16 protein-coding genes are annotated in these 20,011 nt (G+C 71.1%); 5 read left to right on the top strand and 11 right to left on the bottom strand.

All coding sequences use genetic code 11. The features are described from left to right. Positions 1-169 precede the first annotated feature (169 nt). From VGJ14_09870 to ilvA, 3 genes are all read right to left on the bottom strand, one after another. Positions 170-1,057, bottom strand: a complete 888-nt coding sequence (locus VGJ14_09870; GenBank protein HEY2832721.1) for an ABC transporter permease — start codon at positions 1,055-1,057, stop codon at positions 170-172. Further along, positions 1,054-2,004, bottom strand: coding sequence for an ATP-binding cassette domain-containing protein (locus VGJ14_09865; GenBank protein ID HEY2832720.1), 951 nt, complete (start codon positions 2,002-2,004; stop codon positions 1,054-1,056). Before VGJ14_09865 ends, VGJ14_09870 begins: the two co-directional genes overlap by 4 nt. A 61-nt stretch (positions 2,005-2,065) precedes the next feature. After that, positions 2,066-3,280 (bottom strand): threonine ammonia-lyase, encoded by a 1,215-nt coding sequence (gene ilvA / locus VGJ14_09860; GenBank protein HEY2832719.1) that lies wholly within the window; start codon positions 3,278-3,280, stop codon positions 2,066-2,068. Positions 3,281-3,345: 65 nt separating this feature from the next. On the opposite strand from ilvA, the gene VGJ14_09855 reads away from it, so the two are divergent. Further along, entirely contained in the window at positions 3,346-4,914 is a 1,569-nt protein-coding gene (locus VGJ14_09855; GenBank protein HEY2832718.1) for an MDR family MFS transporter, read from the top strand. On the opposite strand, the gene VGJ14_09850 is transcribed toward VGJ14_09855, so the two are convergent. From VGJ14_09850 to VGJ14_09830, 5 genes are all read right to left on the bottom strand, one after another. Beyond that, complete coding sequence (locus VGJ14_09850) at positions 4,857-6,923, bottom strand: glycosyltransferase family 39 protein (protein HEY2832717.1); 2,067 nt, start codon at positions 6,921-6,923, stop codon at positions 4,857-4,859. The two genes, VGJ14_09855 and VGJ14_09850, sit on opposite strands and share 58 nt — an antisense overlap. Beyond that, positions 6,920-8,206 (bottom strand): bifunctional glycosyltransferase family 2/GtrA family protein, encoded by a 1,287-nt coding sequence (locus VGJ14_09845; protein ID HEY2832716.1) that lies wholly within the window; start codon positions 8,204-8,206, stop codon positions 6,920-6,922. Before VGJ14_09845 ends, VGJ14_09850 begins: the two co-directional genes overlap by 4 nt. A 66-nt stretch (positions 8,207-8,272) precedes the next feature. Further along, on the bottom strand, positions 8,273-9,220 hold the full coding sequence (locus VGJ14_09840; GenBank protein HEY2832715.1) for an ROK family protein: 948 nt from the start codon (positions 9,218-9,220) through the stop codon (positions 8,273-8,275). Further along, positions 9,213-10,466, bottom strand: coding sequence for an FIST N-terminal domain-containing protein (locus tag VGJ14_09835; GenBank protein HEY2832714.1), 1,254 nt, complete (start codon positions 10,464-10,466; stop codon positions 9,213-9,215). Before VGJ14_09835 ends, VGJ14_09840 begins: the two co-directional genes overlap by 8 nt. A gap of 35 nt (positions 10,467-10,501) precedes the next feature. Continuing rightward, positions 10,502-12,196, bottom strand: a complete 1,695-nt coding sequence (locus VGJ14_09830) for an AMP-binding protein (protein HEY2832713.1) — start codon at positions 12,194-12,196, stop codon at positions 10,502-10,504. Positions 12,197-12,289: 93 nt separating this feature from the next. Here VGJ14_09830 and VGJ14_09825 point away from each other — a divergent pair, with 93 nt between their 5' ends. The 3 genes from VGJ14_09825 to VGJ14_09815 all read left to right on the top strand — a co-directional run bounded on the left by VGJ14_09825 (position 12,290) and on the right by VGJ14_09815 (position 17,150). After that, positions 12,290-13,711: a magnesium chelatase gene (locus tag VGJ14_09825; GenBank protein HEY2832712.1), complete on the top strand. Its 1,422-nt coding sequence runs from the start codon at positions 12,290-12,292 to the stop codon at positions 13,709-13,711. 94 nt (positions 13,712-13,805) lie between these two features. Next, positions 13,806-15,767: a hypothetical protein gene (locus VGJ14_09820; protein HEY2832711.1), complete on the top strand. Its 1,962-nt coding sequence runs from the start codon at positions 13,806-13,808 to the stop codon at positions 15,765-15,767. An 87-nt stretch (positions 15,768-15,854) separates the two neighbouring features. Then, complete coding sequence (locus VGJ14_09815; protein ID HEY2832710.1) at positions 15,855-17,150, top strand: MFS transporter; 1,296 nt, start codon at positions 15,855-15,857, stop codon at positions 17,148-17,150. On the opposite strand, the gene VGJ14_09810 is transcribed toward VGJ14_09815, so the two are convergent. Further along, positions 17,055-18,203 carry a cystathionine gamma-synthase gene (locus VGJ14_09810; protein HEY2832709.1) on the bottom strand — a complete coding sequence of 383 codons (1,149 nt, stop codon included), beginning with the start codon at positions 18,201-18,203 and terminating at the stop codon, positions 17,055-17,057. The genes VGJ14_09815 and VGJ14_09810 overlap by 96 nt on opposite strands. 113 nt (positions 18,204-18,316) lie before the next feature. Here VGJ14_09810 and msrA point away from each other — a divergent pair, with 113 nt between their 5' ends. Beyond that, positions 18,317-18,961 (top strand): peptide-methionine (S)-S-oxide reductase MsrA, encoded by a 645-nt coding sequence (gene msrA, locus VGJ14_09805; protein HEY2832708.1) that lies wholly within the window; start codon positions 18,317-18,319, stop codon positions 18,959-18,961. Here msrA and VGJ14_09800 read toward each other — a convergent pair. Both VGJ14_09800 and VGJ14_09795 read right to left on the bottom strand, forming a co-directional pair. Then, positions 18,942-19,238, bottom strand: a complete 297-nt coding sequence (locus VGJ14_09800; protein HEY2832707.1) for a hypothetical protein — start codon at positions 19,236-19,238, stop codon at positions 18,942-18,944. The genes msrA and VGJ14_09800 overlap by 20 nt on opposite strands. Next, a partial coding sequence (locus tag VGJ14_09795) for a histone-like nucleoid-structuring protein Lsr2 (protein ID HEY2832706.1) occupies positions 19,235-20,011 on the bottom strand: 777 nt, incomplete at its 5' end. The genes VGJ14_09795 and VGJ14_09800, both read right to left, overlap by 4 nt.

Raw genomic sequence — 20,011 nt, 5'->3', positions numbered from 1 at the left:
AGCCTTAATGATCTTGTACACGGAAACCTCCACAGGTCCGGCGCGGGCGGCCGGACGTGCCCCATCATCGACAGGTGGGACATTCCGTGAATATCCGCAATTTCTAAAGAAGTCCGGACATGCCCGAATCCCATTACATATGTCATGGATTTCGGTTAACCGCGGCCGATCAACGGGCAACGGCTCGCATACGTCGGGTGCAGAGCACCGCGGCGGCCACCGTCATCCCCACCGACCACAACACCGTGAGCAATACAGCGTGCTGCGCCGGGAACGAGTGCGGGTCGGCGAACGGGTGCGGGTTGCCGAACAACATCCGGATCGCCGCGGCCACCGAGGACACCGGGTTCCAGTTGGCCACGTTTTCCAGCACCCCGGGCATGTGCTGGGTCGGCACGAAGGCATTGGACACGAACGTGACCGGGAACAACCACAGCATCGGCTGGCTCTGTGCCGCCTGCACACTCTTCGCCACCAGGCCGAAATACGCGCCGACCCAGCTCATCGAGAAACCGAACAGCGCGAGCAGCGCGAAGCCGCCGGCGGCCCGGGCGAACCCGTCGTTGATCCGCCAGCCGACGCCCAGCCCGCACAACGCCATCAGCGTGACGGAGATCGCCATGCGGCCCAGGTCGCCGAACGTGCGTCCGATGAACATCGCCGACGGGTGCATGGGCATGGTGCGGAAGCGATCCATCAGGCCCAGTTGCATGTCCCAGGCCACGCCCACCGCGGTCGGGTAGGTGGTGAACGCAACGGCCTGGGCGAAAACGCCGGCCATCAGGAATTGGCGGTAGTTGCCCCCACCGGGCAATTCAATGGCGCCGCCGAAAACCTCCGCGAACAGCAACACGAACAGCACCGGCTGGATAATGATGAACGGCCACAGCTCCCGCACTCGCACGGTGTGGATCAGATTGCGCCGGGTCATCACCGCGGCGTCGGACAGCGCCCAGGCCAGTCGGGACAAGCGGGAACCGCGCGCGTCCCCGGCGGGCCGGCGGCGGGCCGCCGCCCGTCCGGCCCCCTGGCTGTCGTCGGCTGCGGTGGCGGTCACGTGGTGTGTCCGGTGACGGCGAGGAACACGTCGTCCAGCGTGGGACGGTGCGTGCTGATGTCGGACATCGCGATCCGGTGGCGGTCCAGGGCCCGGACCACCTCGGCGATGACCGTCGACGCCCCGGCTGCGGCGGGCACGCCGATCACCGCGGCCGCGGCGTCCACGACCGGCTCCCCGTGGGCGATCGGACGCAGCGCGGCAACCGCGCGGTCCATATCGGCGGGGTCGGCCAGGTGCACGTCGACCCGTTCCCCGCCGATGCGACGCTTCAGCTCGTCCGGGGTGCCCGAGGTGATCACCCGGCCGTGGTCGACCACCGCGACGTGATCGGCCAGTCGGTCGGCCTCCTCCAGGTACTGCGTGGTGAGCAGCAACGTCATCCCCGAGGCGACCAGACCGGCCAACAGGTCCCACAGCTCGAGCCGGGACGGCGGGTCCAGACCGGTGCTCGGCTCGTCCAGGAACAACACCTTGGGAGTGGCCACCAGCGCGGCGGCCAAATCCAGGCGACGGGCCATGCCGCCGGACAAGGTGCGCACCGCCCGGCCCGCCACGTCGGTCAGCCCGAAGGCGGCCAGCAGCCGGTCGGCGGAGCGGTTGGCCTGCCGGCGCCCGAGGCGGTGCAGCCGACCGAACATCACCAGGTTCTCCCGGCCGGACAGCGTGACGTCCAGCGCGGCGAACTGCCCGGCCATGCCGATGCGCCGACGCACGTCGGCCGGATGACGGGTGACGTCCAGCCCGGCCACCACGGCCCGGCCGGCGTCCGGGCGCAGCAGCGTGGTGAGGATGCGCACCGTCGTGGTCTTGCCCGCCCCGTTGGGCCCGAGCAGTCCCAGCACGGTGCCCTCACCGACGCGCAGGTCGAGGCCGTCCAGCGCCGCGGCCTCGCCAAAGCGCTTCACCAACCCCTCAACCAGGATCGCATCGCCCACGGTGTGCATAATCCCTGCTCAGCGCCTCGTCCGCATCGCCTGTGCGCCGGCGGGGCCCTGCCGGGGCCGCTCAGCCGAAGGTGAGCGTGTAGCCCGCGGCCCGCATCCGGGCCAACACCGCATCGGTGTGGCTGCCGCCACGGGTCTCGATCTGCACGTAGACCTCGGCCTCGTCCACATGCAGCCGGGGGTTGGTGCGCAGATGCTCCACCTCGAGCACGTTGGCGTCGCCCGCGGCCAGTTCGCCGAGCATGGCGGCCAGTGCGCCGGGCCGGTCGGCCACCCGCAGCCGGAACGCCACGTAGCGACCGGCCGCGGACAGGCCGTGGCGCAGCACGCGCAGCATGAGCACGGGGTCCACGTTGCCGCCGGACAACACCGCGACCACCGGCGGTGCGAATGCCTGCGGGTCGTCCAGCAGGGCCGCGACGCCTGCGGCGCCGGCCGGCTCGACCACCATCTTGGCCCGCTCCAAGCACAGCAGCAGAGCCCGGGACAGCTGTTCCTCGGAGACCGTGCGCACCTCCGGCGCCAACTCCGCGATGACCTCGAACGGCACGTCGCCGGGGGTGGACACCGCGATTCCGTCGGCCATGGTCGCGGTGCCGGGCAGCGAGACCGGATGCCCAGCGGCCACCGACGGCGGGTAGGCCGCGGCACCGGCCGCCTGCACACCGACCACGGTGACCTCCGGGCGCAGCGCGCGCGCGGCCACGGCCACGCCGGCCAGCAACCCGCCGCCGCCGGTGGGCACCACGATGGTGCGCACGCCGGGACATTGTTCGAGGATCTCCAGCCCGACGGTGCCCTGCCCGGCGACCACGTCGGGGTGGTCGAAGGGGTGGATGAGCACCGCACCCATCTGCTCGGCGAACTCCTCGGCGGCATCGATGGCCGCGGCCACGTCGTGCCCGGCGAAACGCACTTTCGCGCCGTAGGCCTCGGTCGCGGCGACCTTGGGCAGCGGGGCGCCGTTCGGCATGAACACCGTGGAGTCCGCACCGAGCAACGAGGCGGCCAATGCGACGCCCTGCGCATGGTTACCGGCGCTGGCCGCCACCACACCTCGAGCTCGTTCGGCGTCGGAAAGCCGGGCGATGCGCACATAGGCGCCACGGATCTTGAACGACCCGGCCCGCTGCAGGTTCTCGCACTTGAGCAGCACCTCGCCGCCGCAGCGGGCGGAGAGCACCCGGGTGCCCTGCATGGGCGTGACCCGGATGACGTCGGTGAGCAACTCACGGGCGGCCTGCACGTGCGCGAGGGTCACCGGAAGATCGGCCACCGGCGCAGTCTGTCAGCCGGGCTGCCCGTGGAAGAGCACCCGCGCCGTCCCTCTACCCTGGTTGGGTGAATGCCCGTGACGCCGAGCCGACTTCGGCGTTGCTCAGCGAGGGACGAAGGACCGAGCTGACCAGCCAACAATTTCACCGGGCGTTGCTCGGCCTCATGCTCGGCGTGCTGCTCGCGGCGTTGGACGGCACCATCGTGGCCGTCGCGCTGCCCACCATCTCCGGTGATCTCGGCCACGTCGAGGACACCCACTGGGTGATCACCGCCTACCTGATGACGGCCACCGCAGCGACCCTGCTCTACGGCCGGGCCTCGGACGTCTACGGCCGCAAGCCGATGTTTCTGGGCGCGGTGGGCACCTTCCTGGCGGGCTCCGCGCTGTGCGCGGTGGCCAACAGCATGGGCGCCCTGGCCGCGGCCCGCGCGGTGCAGGGGTTGGGCGGCGGCGGCCTGCTGTCCATCGCGCTGGCGGTGATCGCCGACCTGGTACCCGCGCGGAAACGTCCGGCCTACCAGGGCCTGTTCGGCGCGGTGTTCGGCCTGGCCGGGGTGCTCGGGCCGTTGATCGGCGGCCTGGTGGTGGACCACGCCAGTTGGCGCTGGCTGTTCGTGGTGAACCTGCCGTTGGGGCTGATCGTGCTGGGCCTTGTGGCGCGCACCCTGCCGGCCTCGACCCGGCGCGCCGGGGCGCACCTGGACCCGTTCTCCGGGCTGCTGTTGGCCGCGGCGGTCGGTTTCTTCCTGTGCTGGACCAGCCGCGGGCAGGAGACCGGGTACGGCAGCACCGGCACCCGGGCGTTGGTCGTGGTGGCCGCGTTGCTCGCGGTCAGCTTCGTTCTCGTGCAGCGCACCTCGACCGCGCCGGTACTGCCGCTGCGACTGTTCGCCTCCCGCGGCTTCGCCGCGGCCTGCGTGGTGGCCTTCTGCGGCGGGGTGAGCCTGTTCGCCGCGATCCTGTTCGTGCCGCTGTTCCTCCAGCTGGTGCAGGACCGCAGCGCGACGGTGGCCGGCGAGATGCTCTGCGCGTTGACCGCGGGCCTGCTGGTCGCCTCGGTCGGCGTTGGTCGGATGGTCAGCCGTACCGGCCGGCATCGCACCCCGCCCCTGATGGGCACCGTGCTGATCGCGGTCGGCATCGGCGGGTTGAGCCGGATCGACGCGGGCACCTCGGCCGGGTTGACGATGCTCGTGCTGGTGGTGCTCGGTTTCGGCCTGGGCCTGGTTTCCCCGATCCTGGTGGCGGTCGCGCAGGCGTCGGTGCCGCCCGGCGATCTCGGGGTGGCCACCGCGTCGGTGTCGTTCTTCCGCAACCTCGGCGGCACGGTCGGTTCCGCGGTCGGCGTCGCGGTGCTGAGCCATGTGCTGGGCGAGCGAGCGGGCCGGACCCAGTTGGATCCGACCCAGCTGCGGCTGCTGCCCGACCACATCGCGACGTTGCCGCCGGCCACCCGGGCGGCGTTCACCGAGGCCTTCGCCGATGCCGCGACCCGGGTTTTCACTTTCGCCCTGCCGGTGGCGGTGGTTGCGGTGGTGGCTGCCGCCCTCATCCCGCAACCACCGCCCCGGCCTCAGCCGGCGGTTGCTGACGAAGCGTCACCGCTTGACGAGGACGCGGTCAGGTCGTAGATCGTCACGCCGTCCACGGTCTGGGCGGTGTAGGTCGACGACACCCAGGTGGCGATCTCCGACGCGGCCTGACTGCCGCCCATCTGCGCACCGAAGCCGCCACCACCGATGAAGTAGTGGATCTTGCCCGCCGCCACGTCTGCTTGGAACTGCGCCAGCGCCGGGGACGGGTCGCTGCCGTTGAAGCCGCCGACCGGCATCACCGCGGCGCCGGAGGCCAACTGGTAGCCGGCTGCGGTGTTCGAGCCCACCGCCGCGGCCACCCAGGTGTAGCCGGTGGCGCCGTTCTTCAGCAGCGCGGTGAGTGCGGCGCCGGGCTGCGCGGCGTCGAGCAGGCCGCCGGCCGCGCCGCCGCCGGGTCCGCCACCGAACTGGCCGCCGCCACCGAACCCGCCGAAGCCGCGGAACCCGTTCTGGGCGGAGTTGCCGCGGAACTGGCGACCGAAGCCGCCACCGGGGCCACCGCCCGGCCCGCCCATGGCGCCACTGACCCGCGGTCCGGCGCTCGGGATGGACCCGGTGTGCGCGGTGCTCGCGGTGTCCAGGGCGTAGGCGGTCGGACCGGCCAGACCCAACACCACCGCGGTCAACGCCACCACCGTGGCCATCCGCCGCGGCAGGAAGGCGTTACCCAGCAGCGCAATCGCCGCCAGCAGGCCACCCACCAACACGGTGGGCGCCATCCAGGAGTGGAACTGCGGGCCGCGGTGCAGCAGGTGCGATGACCACCAGGAGGTGATCACCAGGGCGACCGCCATGCTCGCCGCGGCGACCGGGTCGCGCCGGCGCCGCCAGGCGGTGGCCGCGCCCATGCCGATCAACGCCGCGACCGCCGGGGCCAGGGCCACGGTGTAGTAGGCGTGGTAGATGCCCGCCATGAAGCTGAAGGTGGCCATGGTGACCAGCAACCAGGAGCCCCACAGCAGCACATCCGCACGCGCGGGGTCGGTGCGCGGCGCCTTGCGGGCCGCCCACAGCAGGTAGCCGCCGAACAGCAGCGCGGCCGGGATCAGCCAGGAGATCTGGCCGCCGTTGTCCGCGTTGAACATGCGCAGCCAACCCGTCTCGCCCCACATCCCACCGCCGCCGGGTCCGCGGCCACCCCCGCCGCCGACGCTGCCGGTCTCGTTGCCGGACAGTCGGCCCAGGCCGTTGTAACCGAGCACCAGTTCCAGCACGGAGTTGTGCTGCGAACCGCCGATGTACGGGCGGGCCGAGGCCGGGAGCAACTCCACGATGGCCACCCACCAGCCGGCCGAGACCAGCAGCGCGAGCCCGCCCAGCAGCAACTGCTTGATGCGTCGACCCAACGGCGTTGGGGCCGCGATCAGCCACACCAGCGCCAGGCCCGGCACGATCAGCAGCGCCTGCAGCATCTTGGTGAGGAACGCGAAGCCGATCAGCGTGCCGACCGCCACCATCCACCCGGTGGAGCCACGCTCCAGCGCCCGCTGCATCGCATACACGGCCGCGACCAGCAGCAGCACCAGCAAGGCGTCGGGGTTGTCGAAGCGGAACATGAGCACCGCGATCGGGGTCAGCGCAAGCACCGCGCCGGCCAGCAGGCCGGCCGCGGCATCGAACCGGCGGCGCACCGACAGGTAGAGCAGTCCGACGGTGCCCACGCCGAGCAGCGCCTCGGGTGCCAACAAACTCCACGAGCTGAGCCCGAACATCCGCGCGGACAGGGCCATCACCCACAGTGAGGCCGGCGGCTTGTCCACCGTGATGGAGTTCCCGGCATCCGAGGAGCCGAAGAAGAACGCCTTCCAACTCACCGACCCCGCCTGGGTGGCCGCGGCGTAGAAGGAGTTCGCCCACCCGGAGGCGGACAACCCCCACAGGTAGAGCAGCGCGGTGGCGATCAGCAGGCCGAGCAAGCCGGGGCGGACCCAGCGTGGGTCCTCCGGACGACCTCGCCACAGGCGCGCGGCGCGCCCCTCACGCACGCCCACCGGCGCGGGCGCCGAGTCAGGTTGGCCGAGAACGGCCCGCACATCCAGCGTCATGAGATCCCCCCGAGGACAACGTCGGTACGAGTGGCGGTCGAGCGACTGAACACCCAGGCACGCAGCAGCACGAAGCGCACGGCGGTGGCGACCAGGTTCGCCGCAACCAACACCGCGAGTTCCGTGCCGCGGCCGACCGAGCCGGCCGTGGCGTGCAACAGCCCGAGCGATCCGCTGGTCAACACCAGCGCGATGCCGAACACGCCCAGCCCCTGCAGCTGATGGCGGGTCGAATCGACCCGGCCGCGGATGCCGAAGGTGAGCCGGCGGTTGGCCGCGGTGTTGCCGATCGCCGTCAGCAGCAGCGCGGCGACGTTCGCGAACTGTCCGCCCAGGGCCGGGTGCAGCAGCAGAAACAGCACCAGGTAGGCGATGGTGCTGGTCGCGCCGACGGCGGCGAAGCGGACGATCTGGCGGGTCAGCCCGGCGGGCACCCCCGGGGTACGCGGCTCCAACGGAGCGCGGCCCAACTGCGCGGACAACTCCGCGATGGGCAGTGCGCCGGTGGCGAACGCCCGGCTGAGTCGGGCGATGCCACGCAGGTCGGCCTTGGCGGTGGCGAGGATGTCCACCCGGCTGTCCGGGTCGTCGACCCAGTCGACGGGTACCTCATGGATGCGCAGTCCGGCGCGTTCGGCGAGCACCAACAGTTCGGTGTCGAAAAACCAGCCGGCGTCCTGCACCAGCGGCAGCAACCGGCGGGCGACGTCGGCTCGGATGGCCTTGAAGCCGCACTGGGCGTCGGAGAACCGGGCAGCCAGGGTGCGCCGCAGGATCTGGTTGTAGCAGCGGGAGATGACCTCGCGCTTCGCCCCGCGGACCACCCGCGCACCCCGGTGCAGCCGGGTACCGATGGCCAGATCCGAGTGGCCGGAGATGAGCGGGGCGACCAGCGGGAGCAGCGCGGCCAGGTCGGTGGACAGGTCCACGTCCATGTAGACCAGCACGGCGGCGTCGGACGCGCTCCACACCGTGCGCAGGGCGCGACCGCGGCCCTTCTCCGGCAGGTGCACACTGCGCACCCCGGGCAGTTCAGCGGCCAGCGACCGGGCCACCTGCGCGGTGGCATCGACGCTGGCGTTGTCCGCAATCGTGATGCGGAAGGTGAACGGCAGCGCCGTTGACAGCAGGTGGTGCAGCCGGCGCACGCAGGGGTCGAGGTCGTTCTCCTCGTTGTACACGGGGATCACGACGTCGACCACCGGGGCGGTGCGCAGCGTGCCACGAGGGATCGGGATGGTGTCCGGGTCGAGCGATCCCGGCACGGTGGGTGTGAGCGACATGGGCCCAGCGTTGGTGGCCGGATTGAGCGTTCGGTTGGCGTACGCTTCGGGCCGGCTGAGAGGCCGTCAGTCCTCAGCGGACCAACAGGTCTCCCCGCCCGACAGCAACGTCGCTGCCCCGATCAGGCCGGCGTCGGAGCCCAACGCGGCGGGCACCACGGGCACGTCGCGGGCAAAGGTGAGCCGCGCATGTCGGGCATAAGCCACCCGCAGCGGATCGAACAGCAACTCCCCCGCCTGCGCCAATCCGCCCGCCAACACCACGATCGAGACGTCGCACAGCGCGACCGCCGAGGCGATGCCGATGCCCAACGCCTCCCCGGCGCGGGCCAGCGCGGCAGCGGCCACCGGGTGCCCGGCGCGGGCATCCGCGGTCAACGCCACCGCATCCGGGCCGATCCAACCGGCTGCCCGGGCCCGCTCGGTGGTGCGCGGGCCGCTGGCAATCGCCTCCAGACAGCCGAATCCGCCGCACGCGCATTCCGGACCGGCGGGATCGACCACGATGTGCCCGACGTGCCCGGCGTTGCCCGAGGCGCCGTCCACCACCCGGCCGCCCAGCACCAGCCCGCCACCGACGCCGGTGGAGGCCACCATGCCGAGCACGTTGTCGTGGCCGCGCCCGGCACCCCACCGCCACTCGCCCACCGCCAGGGCGATGGCGTCGTTGTGCACCCGCACCGGCGCCTCGCCGGCGAGTTCGCGCAGTCGGGCCCGCAACGGAAAGTCCCGCCAGGCAGGAATGTTCAGTGGTGAGATCACGCCTTCGGGCCAGCGCATCGGCCCGCCGGTGCCGACGCCGATGCCCCGGGGGGCGGGCGCCCCGGCCGCGATCGCGTCGGCGCGCACCTGCTCGATCAGGGTGCGCAGCGCGGCGAACAACACCTCGGCGTCCGGTGACCGCGGCGTGGGCACCCGCGCCGAGGCCAGCACGCAACCCGAGACGTCCACCACGCCCGCGGCGAATTTCGTGCCGCCGATGTCGACGGCCAGCACCGGTGCCCGGTCAGGCACTCGGCTCCTCGCCGCCGAAGGTGAGGATGGAGGCGGTGAACCCGTGCAGGTGGTTGCGCCCGCCGACCGGGCCGATCTCGCCACCGGCGAAGAACCCGGCCACCGCACCCACCCCGAGGCCCTCGGCGACCATCAGCGGGTCGTGGTCGGCGGAGGCAAACATGGACGCCCCGCGGCCGTTACAGGAGAACAGCAACGCCCCACCGGGGGCACCGGCGACATCCCTAAACTTGGTGAGTACCGCGCCCAGTTCGTCGTGCGCGGCGGCCGCATCGCGGACCTGGAATCGCACCGTGCGGCCGATGTCGACCACATCGCCCACCACCACCGAGCCGTGGTCCGGGTACAGCCCGGCCACGCCGCGGATCAGGAAATCGCCGCGTTCGTGGGTCTCCGCGTACTCGTCCATCGCGATACCGATTTGAAGCCCCGTCAGCGCCAGCTGACGTTCTTCCGGATCCAGCTCGGTGATGATGTCCTGCAGCTTCTCGGTGGCCGGTTTGCCCGCCAGTTCGAGCAGTTCGTTGCCCTCGGATTTGGTCACGATCATCGTCGGGCCGATGGGTCGGCAGCCCTGGCTGACCACGGTGGCCACCGCGATGTCCCCGCCGATGAGCACCCCCACCGCGCCGCCGTCGAAGGACTGCCCGTCCCGGCACAACCAGGTGGAGCCGCCGCGCAACGCGCCGGTGGCCAACCCCCCGACCAACGGCAATCCTGGCAACACCTCGTTGGACAGCTCCACGAACCCGTCGATCGGGAACGTCCGCGGGTCGGCCAGCAGCACCGCGACGCTGTGTTCGGCGGCCGCGTCCGGCAGGCCGAGCACGGTGAGGCTCTCGTCGCCACGCAGCACGGACAGGTGGAACGTGCGCAGCTCCGCGCCGGGCAGCACCGCCGCCCATACCGAAACCGCGGGTTGCAGTTCCAGCCCCACCTCGAGCCCGATCACGCCGGGCGCGCTGCAGCCGATCATCGCCTCGGCGCCGAGGATGTTGGCCGCCGCGGTCCCCGCCGCGGCGATCTCCACCGGGTCGTAGCCGCTGATGAACACGCAGGCCAGGTCGGGCACCGCGCCGTCCAGTGCGGCCAGCGCAGCGCCCGCGGCCGCCGTCGCCGCGGCGGCCAGATCACCCGACTGCAACACCGTCGCCGGGACCCCGAGCACGGCTTCGGCAAGTTCGGGCGGGTCGGACTGCTCCGCACGACCGGGGGCGACCCGGGCCACTGCGCTGCCGAACCGCATGGCGGCCTCCGCTGTAGGACGTGTAGCCGAGTTGGCTACGGAATCTCGGCCGCGAGCGATCGCACCGTCGCCGGGGGTTCGGGGTCGTAGAGCTCCTCGATCTCGGCGGCGTAGCGTTCCGCGATCGGACGCCGCCGCAACTTCATCGTAGGTGTCAGTTCCACCCCACCCGGAACCCATACATCGGGCAGCACCCGGAATCGCTTGATCTGCTCCACCCGGGACAGCCGCCGGTTGCCCGCCCGCACGCCCGCCTCCAGGGTGTCCAGCAGGGCGGGGTTCGTGGCCAGCGCATCCGGGGTGCGCTCGTCCAGACCCTGCGCGGTGGCCCAAGCCGCCGCGGCGTCCGGGTCGAGCACGAACAACGCGGTCACGTAGCCACGGGCGTCCCCGATTGCCACCACCTGCGACAACAGCGGGGCGGAGGCCTTCAGCATGGTCTCGATATTGGCCGGGGACATGTTCTTCCCGGCTGCGTTGATGATGATCTCCTTCTTGCGGTCGATGATCGTGATGTAGCCGTCCTCATCGACAGTGGCCACGTCCCCGGTGTGCAACCAGCCCTCGGCGTCGATCGCCGCCGCGGTCGCCTCGGGTTGGTGCCGATAACCCCGCATCACCTGGGCGCCGCGGAACAGCAGCTCGCCGTCGGGGGCCAGCTTCGCCTCCGAGCCGGGCAGCACGCGGCCCACGCTGCCCGGCCGGTTGTCTGCCAGGAGGTTCGTGGTGCCGATGCCGCTGATCTCGGACATGCCCCAGACCTCGACGACCGGAACCCCGAGGTCGTTGAAGAAGGCCAGCACCTCCGGGGGCACCGGGGCGGCACCGCAGGCCGCCCAGCGCAGCTGGTGCAGGCCGAGCTTCTCCCGGATCGCGGCCTTCATCGCCGGGTCCAGGTCGGCGGGCGCGGTTCCGCCGAGCGTGGGCAACACCGCGCTGCGGATGCGCTGCCAGATCCCCGGGGTGGCACCGAAGACGGTGGGGGCCGCGTCCACCAGGCCCGCGGCGACCGCCCGCGGGTCGGCCACCGAGGTGATGGACATGCCGTAGCGCAGGTGCAGGTAATGGTTGGCGATGCGGTCGGCGATGTGCGCCGAGGGCAGGAACGAGACGTTGGAGTCCTCCGGGCCGACCGGGAACCACGCTGCCATCCCCTCGGCGGCGGCGAGCAACTGCCGGTGGGTGCACTCCACACCCTTGGGCGGGCCGGTGGTGCCCGAGGTGTAGATCAATGTGGCCACGTCGTCGGGCTGGACGGCGGCGGCCATCGCGGCCACGTCGATCGGCGCGGCCGTGGCCTCCAACTCGGTCAGCGACAGCGCGTCCGGGCACTCCTCGACGCTCACCACGCAGGACGCGCCCGCGGCCTGCAGCCGCGCGACGAATTGCGGCTCGGTGACCACCACCTTGTTGCCGGCGTTCGCGAACAGGTACTCGATCTGCTCCGGGGAGTTGGAGTTGTAGATCGAGAAGGGGGTCGCGCCCAGGTGCAGGACGGCGGTGTCGACAAGATGGAACTCCGGGCGGTTGACCAGCATCATGGCCACGGTGTCGCCGCGGCGCACACCGAGTTCATGCAGCACCGCGGCGATGGCGTCCACCCGACGGCGGCAGTCCGCCCAGGTCAGCACCGTCGCGTCGGCGGGGGTACGCAGGGCAACCGCATCCGGGTGCAATGCGGCCACCCGACCGAACGCCTCACACCAGGTACGTGGGAACGCGTTGTCCATGGGCCGGTGCCCCCTTCCGGGTCGTCGGGCGGGTCAGAGTCTGGCACGGACGGTGCGGGGCAGGAACCGGTCCCGCGACGTAGGTTCGTCCTCATGAACGCTGCTCTCACCTCTCCCCCGACCGCGCGCACCCTGGGCGAACTGCGCACGTCCGGTCACGTTTTCCGCCCGGTCAAGGCCGAGCTGCGGGCCAACCTGCTCGCCCTGCTCGCCACCGGCGCCCCCCGCTTCCCCGGCATCGTCGGATTCGACGAGACCGTGCTGCCGCAACTCGAGCGGGCCCTGCTCGCCGGCCACGACCTGGTGCTGCTCGGCGAGCGCGGGCAGGGCAAGACCCGACTGGCCCGCACCCTGGTCTCGTTGCTGGACCCGTGGACCCCGTACATCACCGGCTCGGAACTGCGTGAGCACCCCTACTCTCCGCTCACCGCGCACAGCCGGCAGCTGGTGGCGGAGCTGGGTGAGCAGCTGCCGATCTCCTGGTTGGCCGCGGACGAGCGGTACGCGGAGAAGTTGGCCACCCCGGACACCTCGATCGGTGACCTGATCGGTGACATCGACCCGGTCAAGGTGGCCGCAGGCCGCAGCCTGGGGGATCCGCAGACGGTGCACTACGGCCTGGTGCCGCGGGCCAACCGGGGCATCTTCGTGGTCAACGAACTGCCGGACCTGGCCGAGCGGATTCAGGTGGGTCTGCTCAACGTGCTCGAGGAGCGCGACGTGCAGATCCGCGGGTACGCGCTGCGGCTGCCGCTGGACCTGTTCATGGTGGTCACCGCGAACCCGGAGGACTACACCAACCGCGGGCGGATCATCACCCCGCTCAAGGACCGGTTCGGCGCGGAGATCCGCACGCACTACCCGTTGGAGCTGTCCGACGAGTTGGCGCTGGTGCGCCAGGAGGCGGACTGGGCACTGCTGGAGGCGGACGACTCGCTAGTGCCCGCGCACCTGCTGGAGGTGCTGGTTCGGTTCACCCGGGCGGTACGCAATGCCCCCGCGGTGGACTCCCGATCCGGTGTCTCCGCGCGGTTCACCATCGCCGCCGCGGAGACCGTCGCTGCCTCGGCACAGCGACGGGCCGCGCTCACCGGGGAGACCGCGGTCGCCCGGGTGGCCGACCTGGCCTCGATCGTGCCGACGTTGCGCGGCAAGGTGGAGTTTGAGGCCGGCGAGGAGGGCCGCGAACTCGACGTGCTCGCCCACCTGCTGCGCAAGGCCACCCACGAGGTGTTCCGCGCCCGATTGGGCGGCGCCGACCTGGGCGGGTTCACCGCGCGGATCGCCACCGGCGAGCCGATCGCGTCCGGCGACGTCACCCCGGCCGCGGACCTGCTGTCGGCCCTGGGCCCGGTACCGGGCCTGGGCAAATTGATGAGCCGCTTGGGCATGAGTGACGCAGAGTCACCGGGGCACGCGGCGGCAGCCGCGGAGTTCGCATTGGAAGGGCTGTACCTGGGCCGCAAGATCTCCAAGAAGACCGCCGGCGGACGCGCCACGTACTCCGCGGCATGACGACCGCGGCCACTTTCTGGTCGGGCGTCCGAACGACCATGGCCGCTAGCTCACGGCTGTTCGGACGCCTCGGGAGTTTTGGAGGGCGTCGGCGATGAGTCGGTATCGGTATGGCGCCTACGACGACGGGCCGGACCCGTTGGCGGCGCCCTACGACGTGCGGCACGCGCTGGACGCCCTGGGCGACAAGGTGCTGCGCGGGGACCGGCCGGGCGACGCGCTGCGCGATCTGCTGCACCGCGGCACAGAGGGCCGCCGCGGGCTGAACGAGCTACGCCGGGACGCACTGCGGCGGGCCAAGGAGCTGCGCAAACGGGGTCGGGCGGACGGCACCCTGGAGGAGGTGCGCCGACTGCTGGACACCGCGATCGGGCAGGAGCGCGCGGCGCTGTTCGCCGACCCCAGCGACGACGCCCGGTTCCGGGAGGCCCGGCTGGACGCGGTGCCGTCGGAGACCGCGCGCGCGATCGCCGACCTGCGCGAGTACGACTGGCAGTCCCCGGACGCGGCGGCGACCTACGGGGAGATCCAGGACCTGCTGCGCCGCGAGGTGCTGGACAGCCGGTTCGCCGGTATGAAGCAGGCGCTGGGTGAGGCCACCCCGGAGGACCTGGCCCGGGTCAAGGACATGCTCGCCGACCTCAACGAGATGATCGCCGCAGACGAGCGCGGAGAACTGACGCAGGATCAGTTCGACGAGTTCATGGCCCAGTATGGCGACTTCTTCCCGGACAACCCGGCCAACCTGGCCGAGCTGGTGGACTCCCTCGCCCGACGCATGGCAGCCGCGCAGCGGCTGATGGACTCCCTCACCCCGGAGCAGCGGGCGGAGCTGGCCGAGCTCGCCGCCGGGGTGTTCGACGACCTCGGCGTGGCCGCCGAGATGAGCCGACTGACCGACGCGCTGCGCGCCCTGCGCCCCGACCTGGATTGGGACCGCGGGTCCCGGCTGTCTGGCTCGGAACCGTTGGGGTTGGGCGATGCCACCACCGCGCTGCAGGAGCTTGCCGACCTGGAGGAGGTGGCCGCGACGCTGGGGCAGGACTATCCCGGCGCCGACCTGACCGACGTGGACGACGAGGCGGTGCGCCGCGCGCTGGGCCGGGGTGCATTGGACGATTTGGACGCGTTGCGCCGCATCCAGAAGGAACTGGAGGAACAGGGTTGGCTCAACCGCAGTGCCGGACGACTGGAGCTGACCCCGAAGGCAATCCGGCGCATCGGGCAGAGCGCGCTACGTCGGGTGTTCGCGTCGCTGTCCGCGCCGCGACCCGGCGGGCACGACATCCACTCCGCGGGTGCCGCGGGTGAACTGACCGGGGCCAGCCGCGCGTGGCAGTTCGGCGACGCGCAACCGCTGGACGTCGTTCGCACGCTGACGAATGCCATCCGGCGGGGCGGTGCCGGCGAGGACGGCGTCATCTCGTTGGACGTGAGCGACTTCGAGGTTGCGGAGACCGAGCGGCGTGGCCGGGCCTCGGTGTCGGTGTTGCTGGACTGCTCGTACTCCATGGCGCTGCGTGATACCTGGGTGTCCGCGAAGACCACCGCACTGGCGCTGCACGCGCTGGTCACCGGCATGTACCCGGCCGACGCGGTGCAACTGGTCGCGTTCTCCCGGCACGCCGTGGAGATCAACCCGACCGAGTTGGCCACCCTGGAACCGGATTACGTGCAGGGCACCAACCTGCAGCACGCGCTGCTGCTGTCCGGCAAGTTCCTGGACCGGCACCCCGGCACCGAACGGATCGTGCTGGTGGTCACCGACGGCGAGCCGACCGCGCACCTCACCCGCGACGGCGGGGTGTGGTTCGACTGGCCGCCGTCCCGGGAGACGCTCACCCTGACCTACGCCCAGGTGGACGCGATGACCCGGCGCAACGCTCGGATCTCGGTGTTCTCCCTGGACCCGGACCCGCGCCTGGCCGAGTTCTGCGACGAGGTGGCCCGGCGCAACGGCGGGCAGGTGTTCTACCCGGACCCGGGCCGACTGGGCGACTTCGTGGTCAGCGACTACCTGCGCCGCCGCAACCGCACCGCCCGCCACGCCGGCTGACGGCCCTCGAACCCACCGTCGGCTCATGGCGTCGAGGGCTATCCGGGGTCGCGGAATGCCCGACACGCCGTGAGAGGTTGGGGAGTCATGCGCGCCCTGATCCGACGCCGCGCGGCGGCCAGCGACATGCCTCGCGAGGTGTGGGTGCTGGGCGCGGTCGCCTTCGCCGTCGCACTGGGCTTCGGCATCGTCGCGCCGATCATCCCGGTGTTCGCCCGCAAGTTCGGCGTCGGACAGACCGCGGCCGGGCTGGTGCTCTCCGCGTTCGCGTTCATGCGGTTGGTCTTCGGTCCGGCCGGCGGGATGCTGGTCAACCGGTTCGGCGAGCGGCGCATGATGGCCACCGGCATCGGCATCGTCGCGGTGTCCAGCCTGCTCACCGGCACTGCGCAGACCTATGCCCAGATGTTGATCCTGCGCGGGGTGGGCGGGGTCGGCTCGGTGATGTTCAGCGTCTCCGCGCAGAGCCTGCTGTTGCACTCGGTGCCGACGTCGCGGCGCGGCCGGGCCAGCAGCATCTACTACGGCGGGTTCCTGTTCGGCGGGCTGACCGGTCCGGTGCTCGGTGGCCTGCTCGGCGGCATCTCGCTGCGGCTGCCGTTCTTCCTCTACGCGGGCACGCTCGCCCTGGCCGGGTCGATCGCCATGGCATTCCTCGGCCGCTCCCGGCTGGTCGACACCGCGACCGACGACCTATCCCGGCCGCCGCCGATGAAGCTGCGGGTGGCGCTGCGCGACAAGGCCTACCAGGCCGCATTGACGGTCAACACCGGCACCGGGTGGGCGATCTTCGGCATCCGGTCGTCGCTGGTGCCGTTGTTCGTTGTCGAGTCGCTGCACCGCGGCACCATTTGGACCGGCATCGGCCTGCTGGTCGGGTCGCTGACCGACGCCTGCATGCTCTACCCGGTCGGCAAGGTGGCCGACCAGATCGGCCGCCGACCATTACTGCTTGCCGCCACCGCGCTGGGCGGCGCGGCCTCGCTGGTCCTGGCTTTCGCGCCGAACCTGCCGGCGTTCCTGCTGGCCATGGCCATGCTGGGCGCCACATCCTCGGCGCTGTCCGTCGGGCCGTCCGCGGTGGTCGGGGACGTGGTCGCCGGCCGGGGCGGCACCGTGGTGGCCGCCTTTGGCATGTCCAGTGATGTGGGCGCGGTGTGCGGGCCGGTCATCGCCGGGGCGCTGGCCGAACATGTCTCCTACTCCGCCGCGTTCTGCTCCACCGCGGCCGTGCTCGGGCTCGGTCTGCTGATGTCGCTACGCATGCCGGAGACCGTGCACCGCAACTCAGCCCAGCGCGCCACGCAGGTCGGCGATCAGGTCGGCGGCGTCCTCGATGCCCACGGAGAGTCGGACCAGGTCGGCGGGCACCTCCAGGGCTGAGCCGGCCACCGAGGCGTGCGTCATCCGGTGCGGGTGCTCGATCAACGACTCCACCCCACCCAGCGACTCGGCCAGGGTGAACACCCGTGCCCGGTTGCAGACCTCGACCGCGGCTGCCTCACCGCCGTCGACGCGGAAGGAGATCATGCCGCCGAACGCGCGCATTTGCTTGGCGGCGATGTCGTGGCCGGGATGGTCGGGCAGGCCCGGATAGAGCACGGTGTGCACCCGCGGGTGCTCCCCCAGGAACGCGACGACCGCCTCCGCGTTGGCGCAGTGCCGCTCCATGCGCACCGCGAGGGTCTTGATGCCGCGCAGCACCAGCCAGGCGTCGAACGGGCCGGCCACCGCGCCCATGGCATTCTGATGATACGTCAGCTGCTCGGCCAGCTCCGGGTCGGCGACCACCAGCGCCCCACCGACCACATCGGAGTGCCCGCCCAGGTACTTGGTGGTGGAGTGCATGACGACGTCCGCGCCCAACGCCAGCGGCTGCTGCAGGTAGGAGGAGGCGAACGTGTTGTCCACGCCGAGCAGCGCGCCCGCACCGTGCGCGATCTCCGCCAGTGCGGCGAGGTCGGAGATGCCCAGCAACGGGTTGGTCGGCGTCTCACACCAGATCAGCTTGGTGGTGGGACGCACCGCGGCGCGCACCGCGTCCAGATCGTGCTGCGGCACCGGGGTGAACTCCAGGCCCCAGCGGGCATGCACCCGGGCGAACAGACGGTAGGTGCCGCCGTAGGCATCGCCGGGGATGATCACGTGGTCACCAGGCCCGCACACGGTGCGCAGCAGGGTGTCCTCCGCGGCCAGCCCGGAGGCGAACGCCAGCCCCCGCACGCCGCCCTCCAGGGCGGCCAGGCAGGTCTCCAACGCGGTGCGGGTGGGGTTGGCGGACCGGCTGTACTCGTAACCGCCGCGCAGGCCGCCGACCCCGTCCTGTTTGTAGGTGGAGACCTGGAAGATCGGCGGCACGACCGCCCCGGTACCGCCCTCGGCCTGCTGACCGGCGTGAATGGCGCGGGTGGCGAAGCCGTGTTCGTCGCTGGACATGGTCGCCACGCTACGGCTTACCGAGCGATGACAATCCTGCGGCCGGGGAAACAGGCAGCGGCATGGCGGCGTTGAACCGGGCAGAATCGGACGCGACTCAGGAGGAGACGCTGATGCTGTTCGGACGCGGTACGAAGCAGGTCATGGTGGCCCCGGAAGAGGCGCTGCCCGGCCGCGCGGAACGGCCCTACGACGTTCGGGAGCGGCACGCCGTCAACGGCCGCTCGATCTTCCCGCCGTTCCCCGAGGGCTACCAGGTGGCGATCCTCGGTCTGGGCTGCTTCTGGGGCGCCGAGCGCAAGTTCTGGCAGATGCCGGGGGTGTGGGTCACCGCGGTCGGTTACTCCGGCGGGTTCACGCCGAACCCGACCTACGAGGAGACCTGCACCGCGCGCACCGGGCACGCCGAGGTAGCGCTGGTGGTGTTCGATCCGGAGCAGCTGTCCTACGCGGACCTGCTGATCACGTTCTGGGAGATTCACGACCCGACCACGCCCAACCGGCAGGGCAACGACATCGGCACCCAGTACCGCTCGGCGATCTTCACCACCACCGACGAGCAGGCCAAGATCGCTATCGAGTCGCGGGACAAGTACCAGGAGGCGCTGACCCGCGCCGGGCTGGGCGAGATCACCACGGAGATCGCGCCCGCGGGTGAGTTCTACTACGCGGAAGAAGGGCATCAGGCATACCTCTACAAGCACCCCAACGGCTACGACTGTCACGCCGAGACCGGGGTCAAGTTCCCGCGCTCCTGACTGACACAACACCGGACGCGATCGCCGAACTATGCGGAGATGCCTGTTCGGCGATGGCGTCGGCAACCTGCAATCCGATGCTCATCGCGTCCTCGGGTGAACACGGACCCTGCAGGAGCTGCAGCGCTGCCACCGCGCCCGCCAGTCGGGCGCGGGTCAGCGCGGCATTGATGTGGAGGTCAGCCCGCTCGGTGGGACCCGGCTCGGCGAGCAACGCGCGCTCGTACCGCGCGATCTCGGCGGACAGCATCCGGACGAGTTTGCCGCCGCTGCTCACCGCGCCTCGTCCTCGACCAGTTGCCCGCGCCACTGAATCTTGACCCGGTTCGGGTCGAGATATCGCCCGCCACGGCGCTCCACTGGATCGACCCAAATTGCGTCGATGGCCGCGGTCAGCATCATGCGGCGTGTCGTGACGTCTTCCTCAGCTGCCCACGCCTCGGCGATCGTCGCTCCGTCGCTCCGCCGCGTCACCTTGGGCCTGGCGGGGCCATCTTCCTCCTCGACCCTCAGCGCGGCCCGCACAGCCTTCAGGGAATGCATGCGCTCGGTGAGCTTCATGTAGTTGGCGTCATCTTTCGTCATGTCCTGAGCGGTCGCGTCGATCGCTGCCTCGATCTCGTCCAGCTCGTGCCTCGGTTCCGGCTCTACCGAGTGCTCCGCCACCGCTGCCGCGCCGCCACAGACCTCCAGAAATTCCTCCACGACATGCTTCTCGATGGCCGCGAGCCCGACGGTGACCCTCCGTTCGCAGTTCCGGTTGATGCACCCGTAATACGGGAACTTCTTAGTCACGTTCGACGGCGACGGATTCCCCTGATAAGCCGCGATGATCTCCTGCGGGATCCGACCTCGCGCGCACACATCGAAGCCGTGATTGCGCGCCCATTCCCGGACCACGGGCACCTGCGCCGGATCGAGACAAACCAGAGTCCCCGTCCGCACCCGGGTCGGAAATTGGTTCTTGTAGAGGGCCTTCTCGCACGACCGGCAACGAAGGAGGTTGAACAGCAGTGGGTGCACGACGTCGCAGTGCGCGGGGCGAGTTCC

This window comes from Sporichthyaceae bacterium (assembly GCA_036493475.1).
Classification (GTDB): domain Bacteria; phylum Actinomycetota; class Actinomycetes; order Sporichthyales; family Sporichthyaceae; genus DASQPJ01.
This window is presented reverse-complemented; position numbering and strand designations above follow the sequence as displayed.

What these genes read in the sequence shown, in the direction of transcription:
- VGJ14_09850 (HEY2832717.1), bottom strand. Translation starts at nt 6,923, where the DNA reads ATGACGCTGGATGTGCGGGCCGTTCTCGGCCAACCTGACTCGGCGCCC.
- VGJ14_09815 (HEY2832710.1), top strand. Translation starts at nt 15,855, where the DNA reads ATGCGCGCCCTGATCCGACGCCGCGCGGCGGCCAGCGACATGCCTCGC.
- VGJ14_09820 (HEY2832711.1), top strand. Translation starts at nt 13,806, where the DNA reads ATGAGTCGGTATCGGTATGGCGCCTACGACGACGGGCCGGACCCGTTG.
- VGJ14_09835 (HEY2832714.1), bottom strand. Translation starts at nt 10,466, where the DNA reads ATGCGGTTCGGCAGCGCAGTGGCCCGGGTCGCCCCCGGTCGTGCGGAG.
- VGJ14_09810 (HEY2832709.1), bottom strand. Translation starts at nt 18,203, where the DNA reads ATGTCCAGCGACGAACACGGCTTCGCCACCCGCGCCATTCACGCCGGT.
- msrA (HEY2832708.1), top strand. Translation starts at nt 18,317, where the DNA reads ATGCTGTTCGGACGCGGTACGAAGCAGGTCATGGTGGCCCCGGAAGAG.
- VGJ14_09845 (HEY2832716.1), bottom strand. Translation starts at nt 8,206, where the DNA reads ATGTCGCTCACACCCACCGTGCCGGGATCGCTCGACCCGGACACCATC.
- VGJ14_09865 (HEY2832720.1), bottom strand. Translation starts at nt 2,004, where the DNA reads ATGCACACCGTGGGCGATGCGATCCTGGTTGAGGGGTTGGTGAAGCGC.
- VGJ14_09830 (HEY2832713.1), bottom strand. Translation starts at nt 12,196, where the DNA reads ATGGACAACGCGTTCCCACGTACCTGGTGTGAGGCGTTCGGTCGGGTG.
- VGJ14_09825 (HEY2832712.1), top strand. Translation starts at nt 12,290, where the DNA reads ATGAACGCTGCTCTCACCTCTCCCCCGACCGCGCGCACCCTGGGCGAA.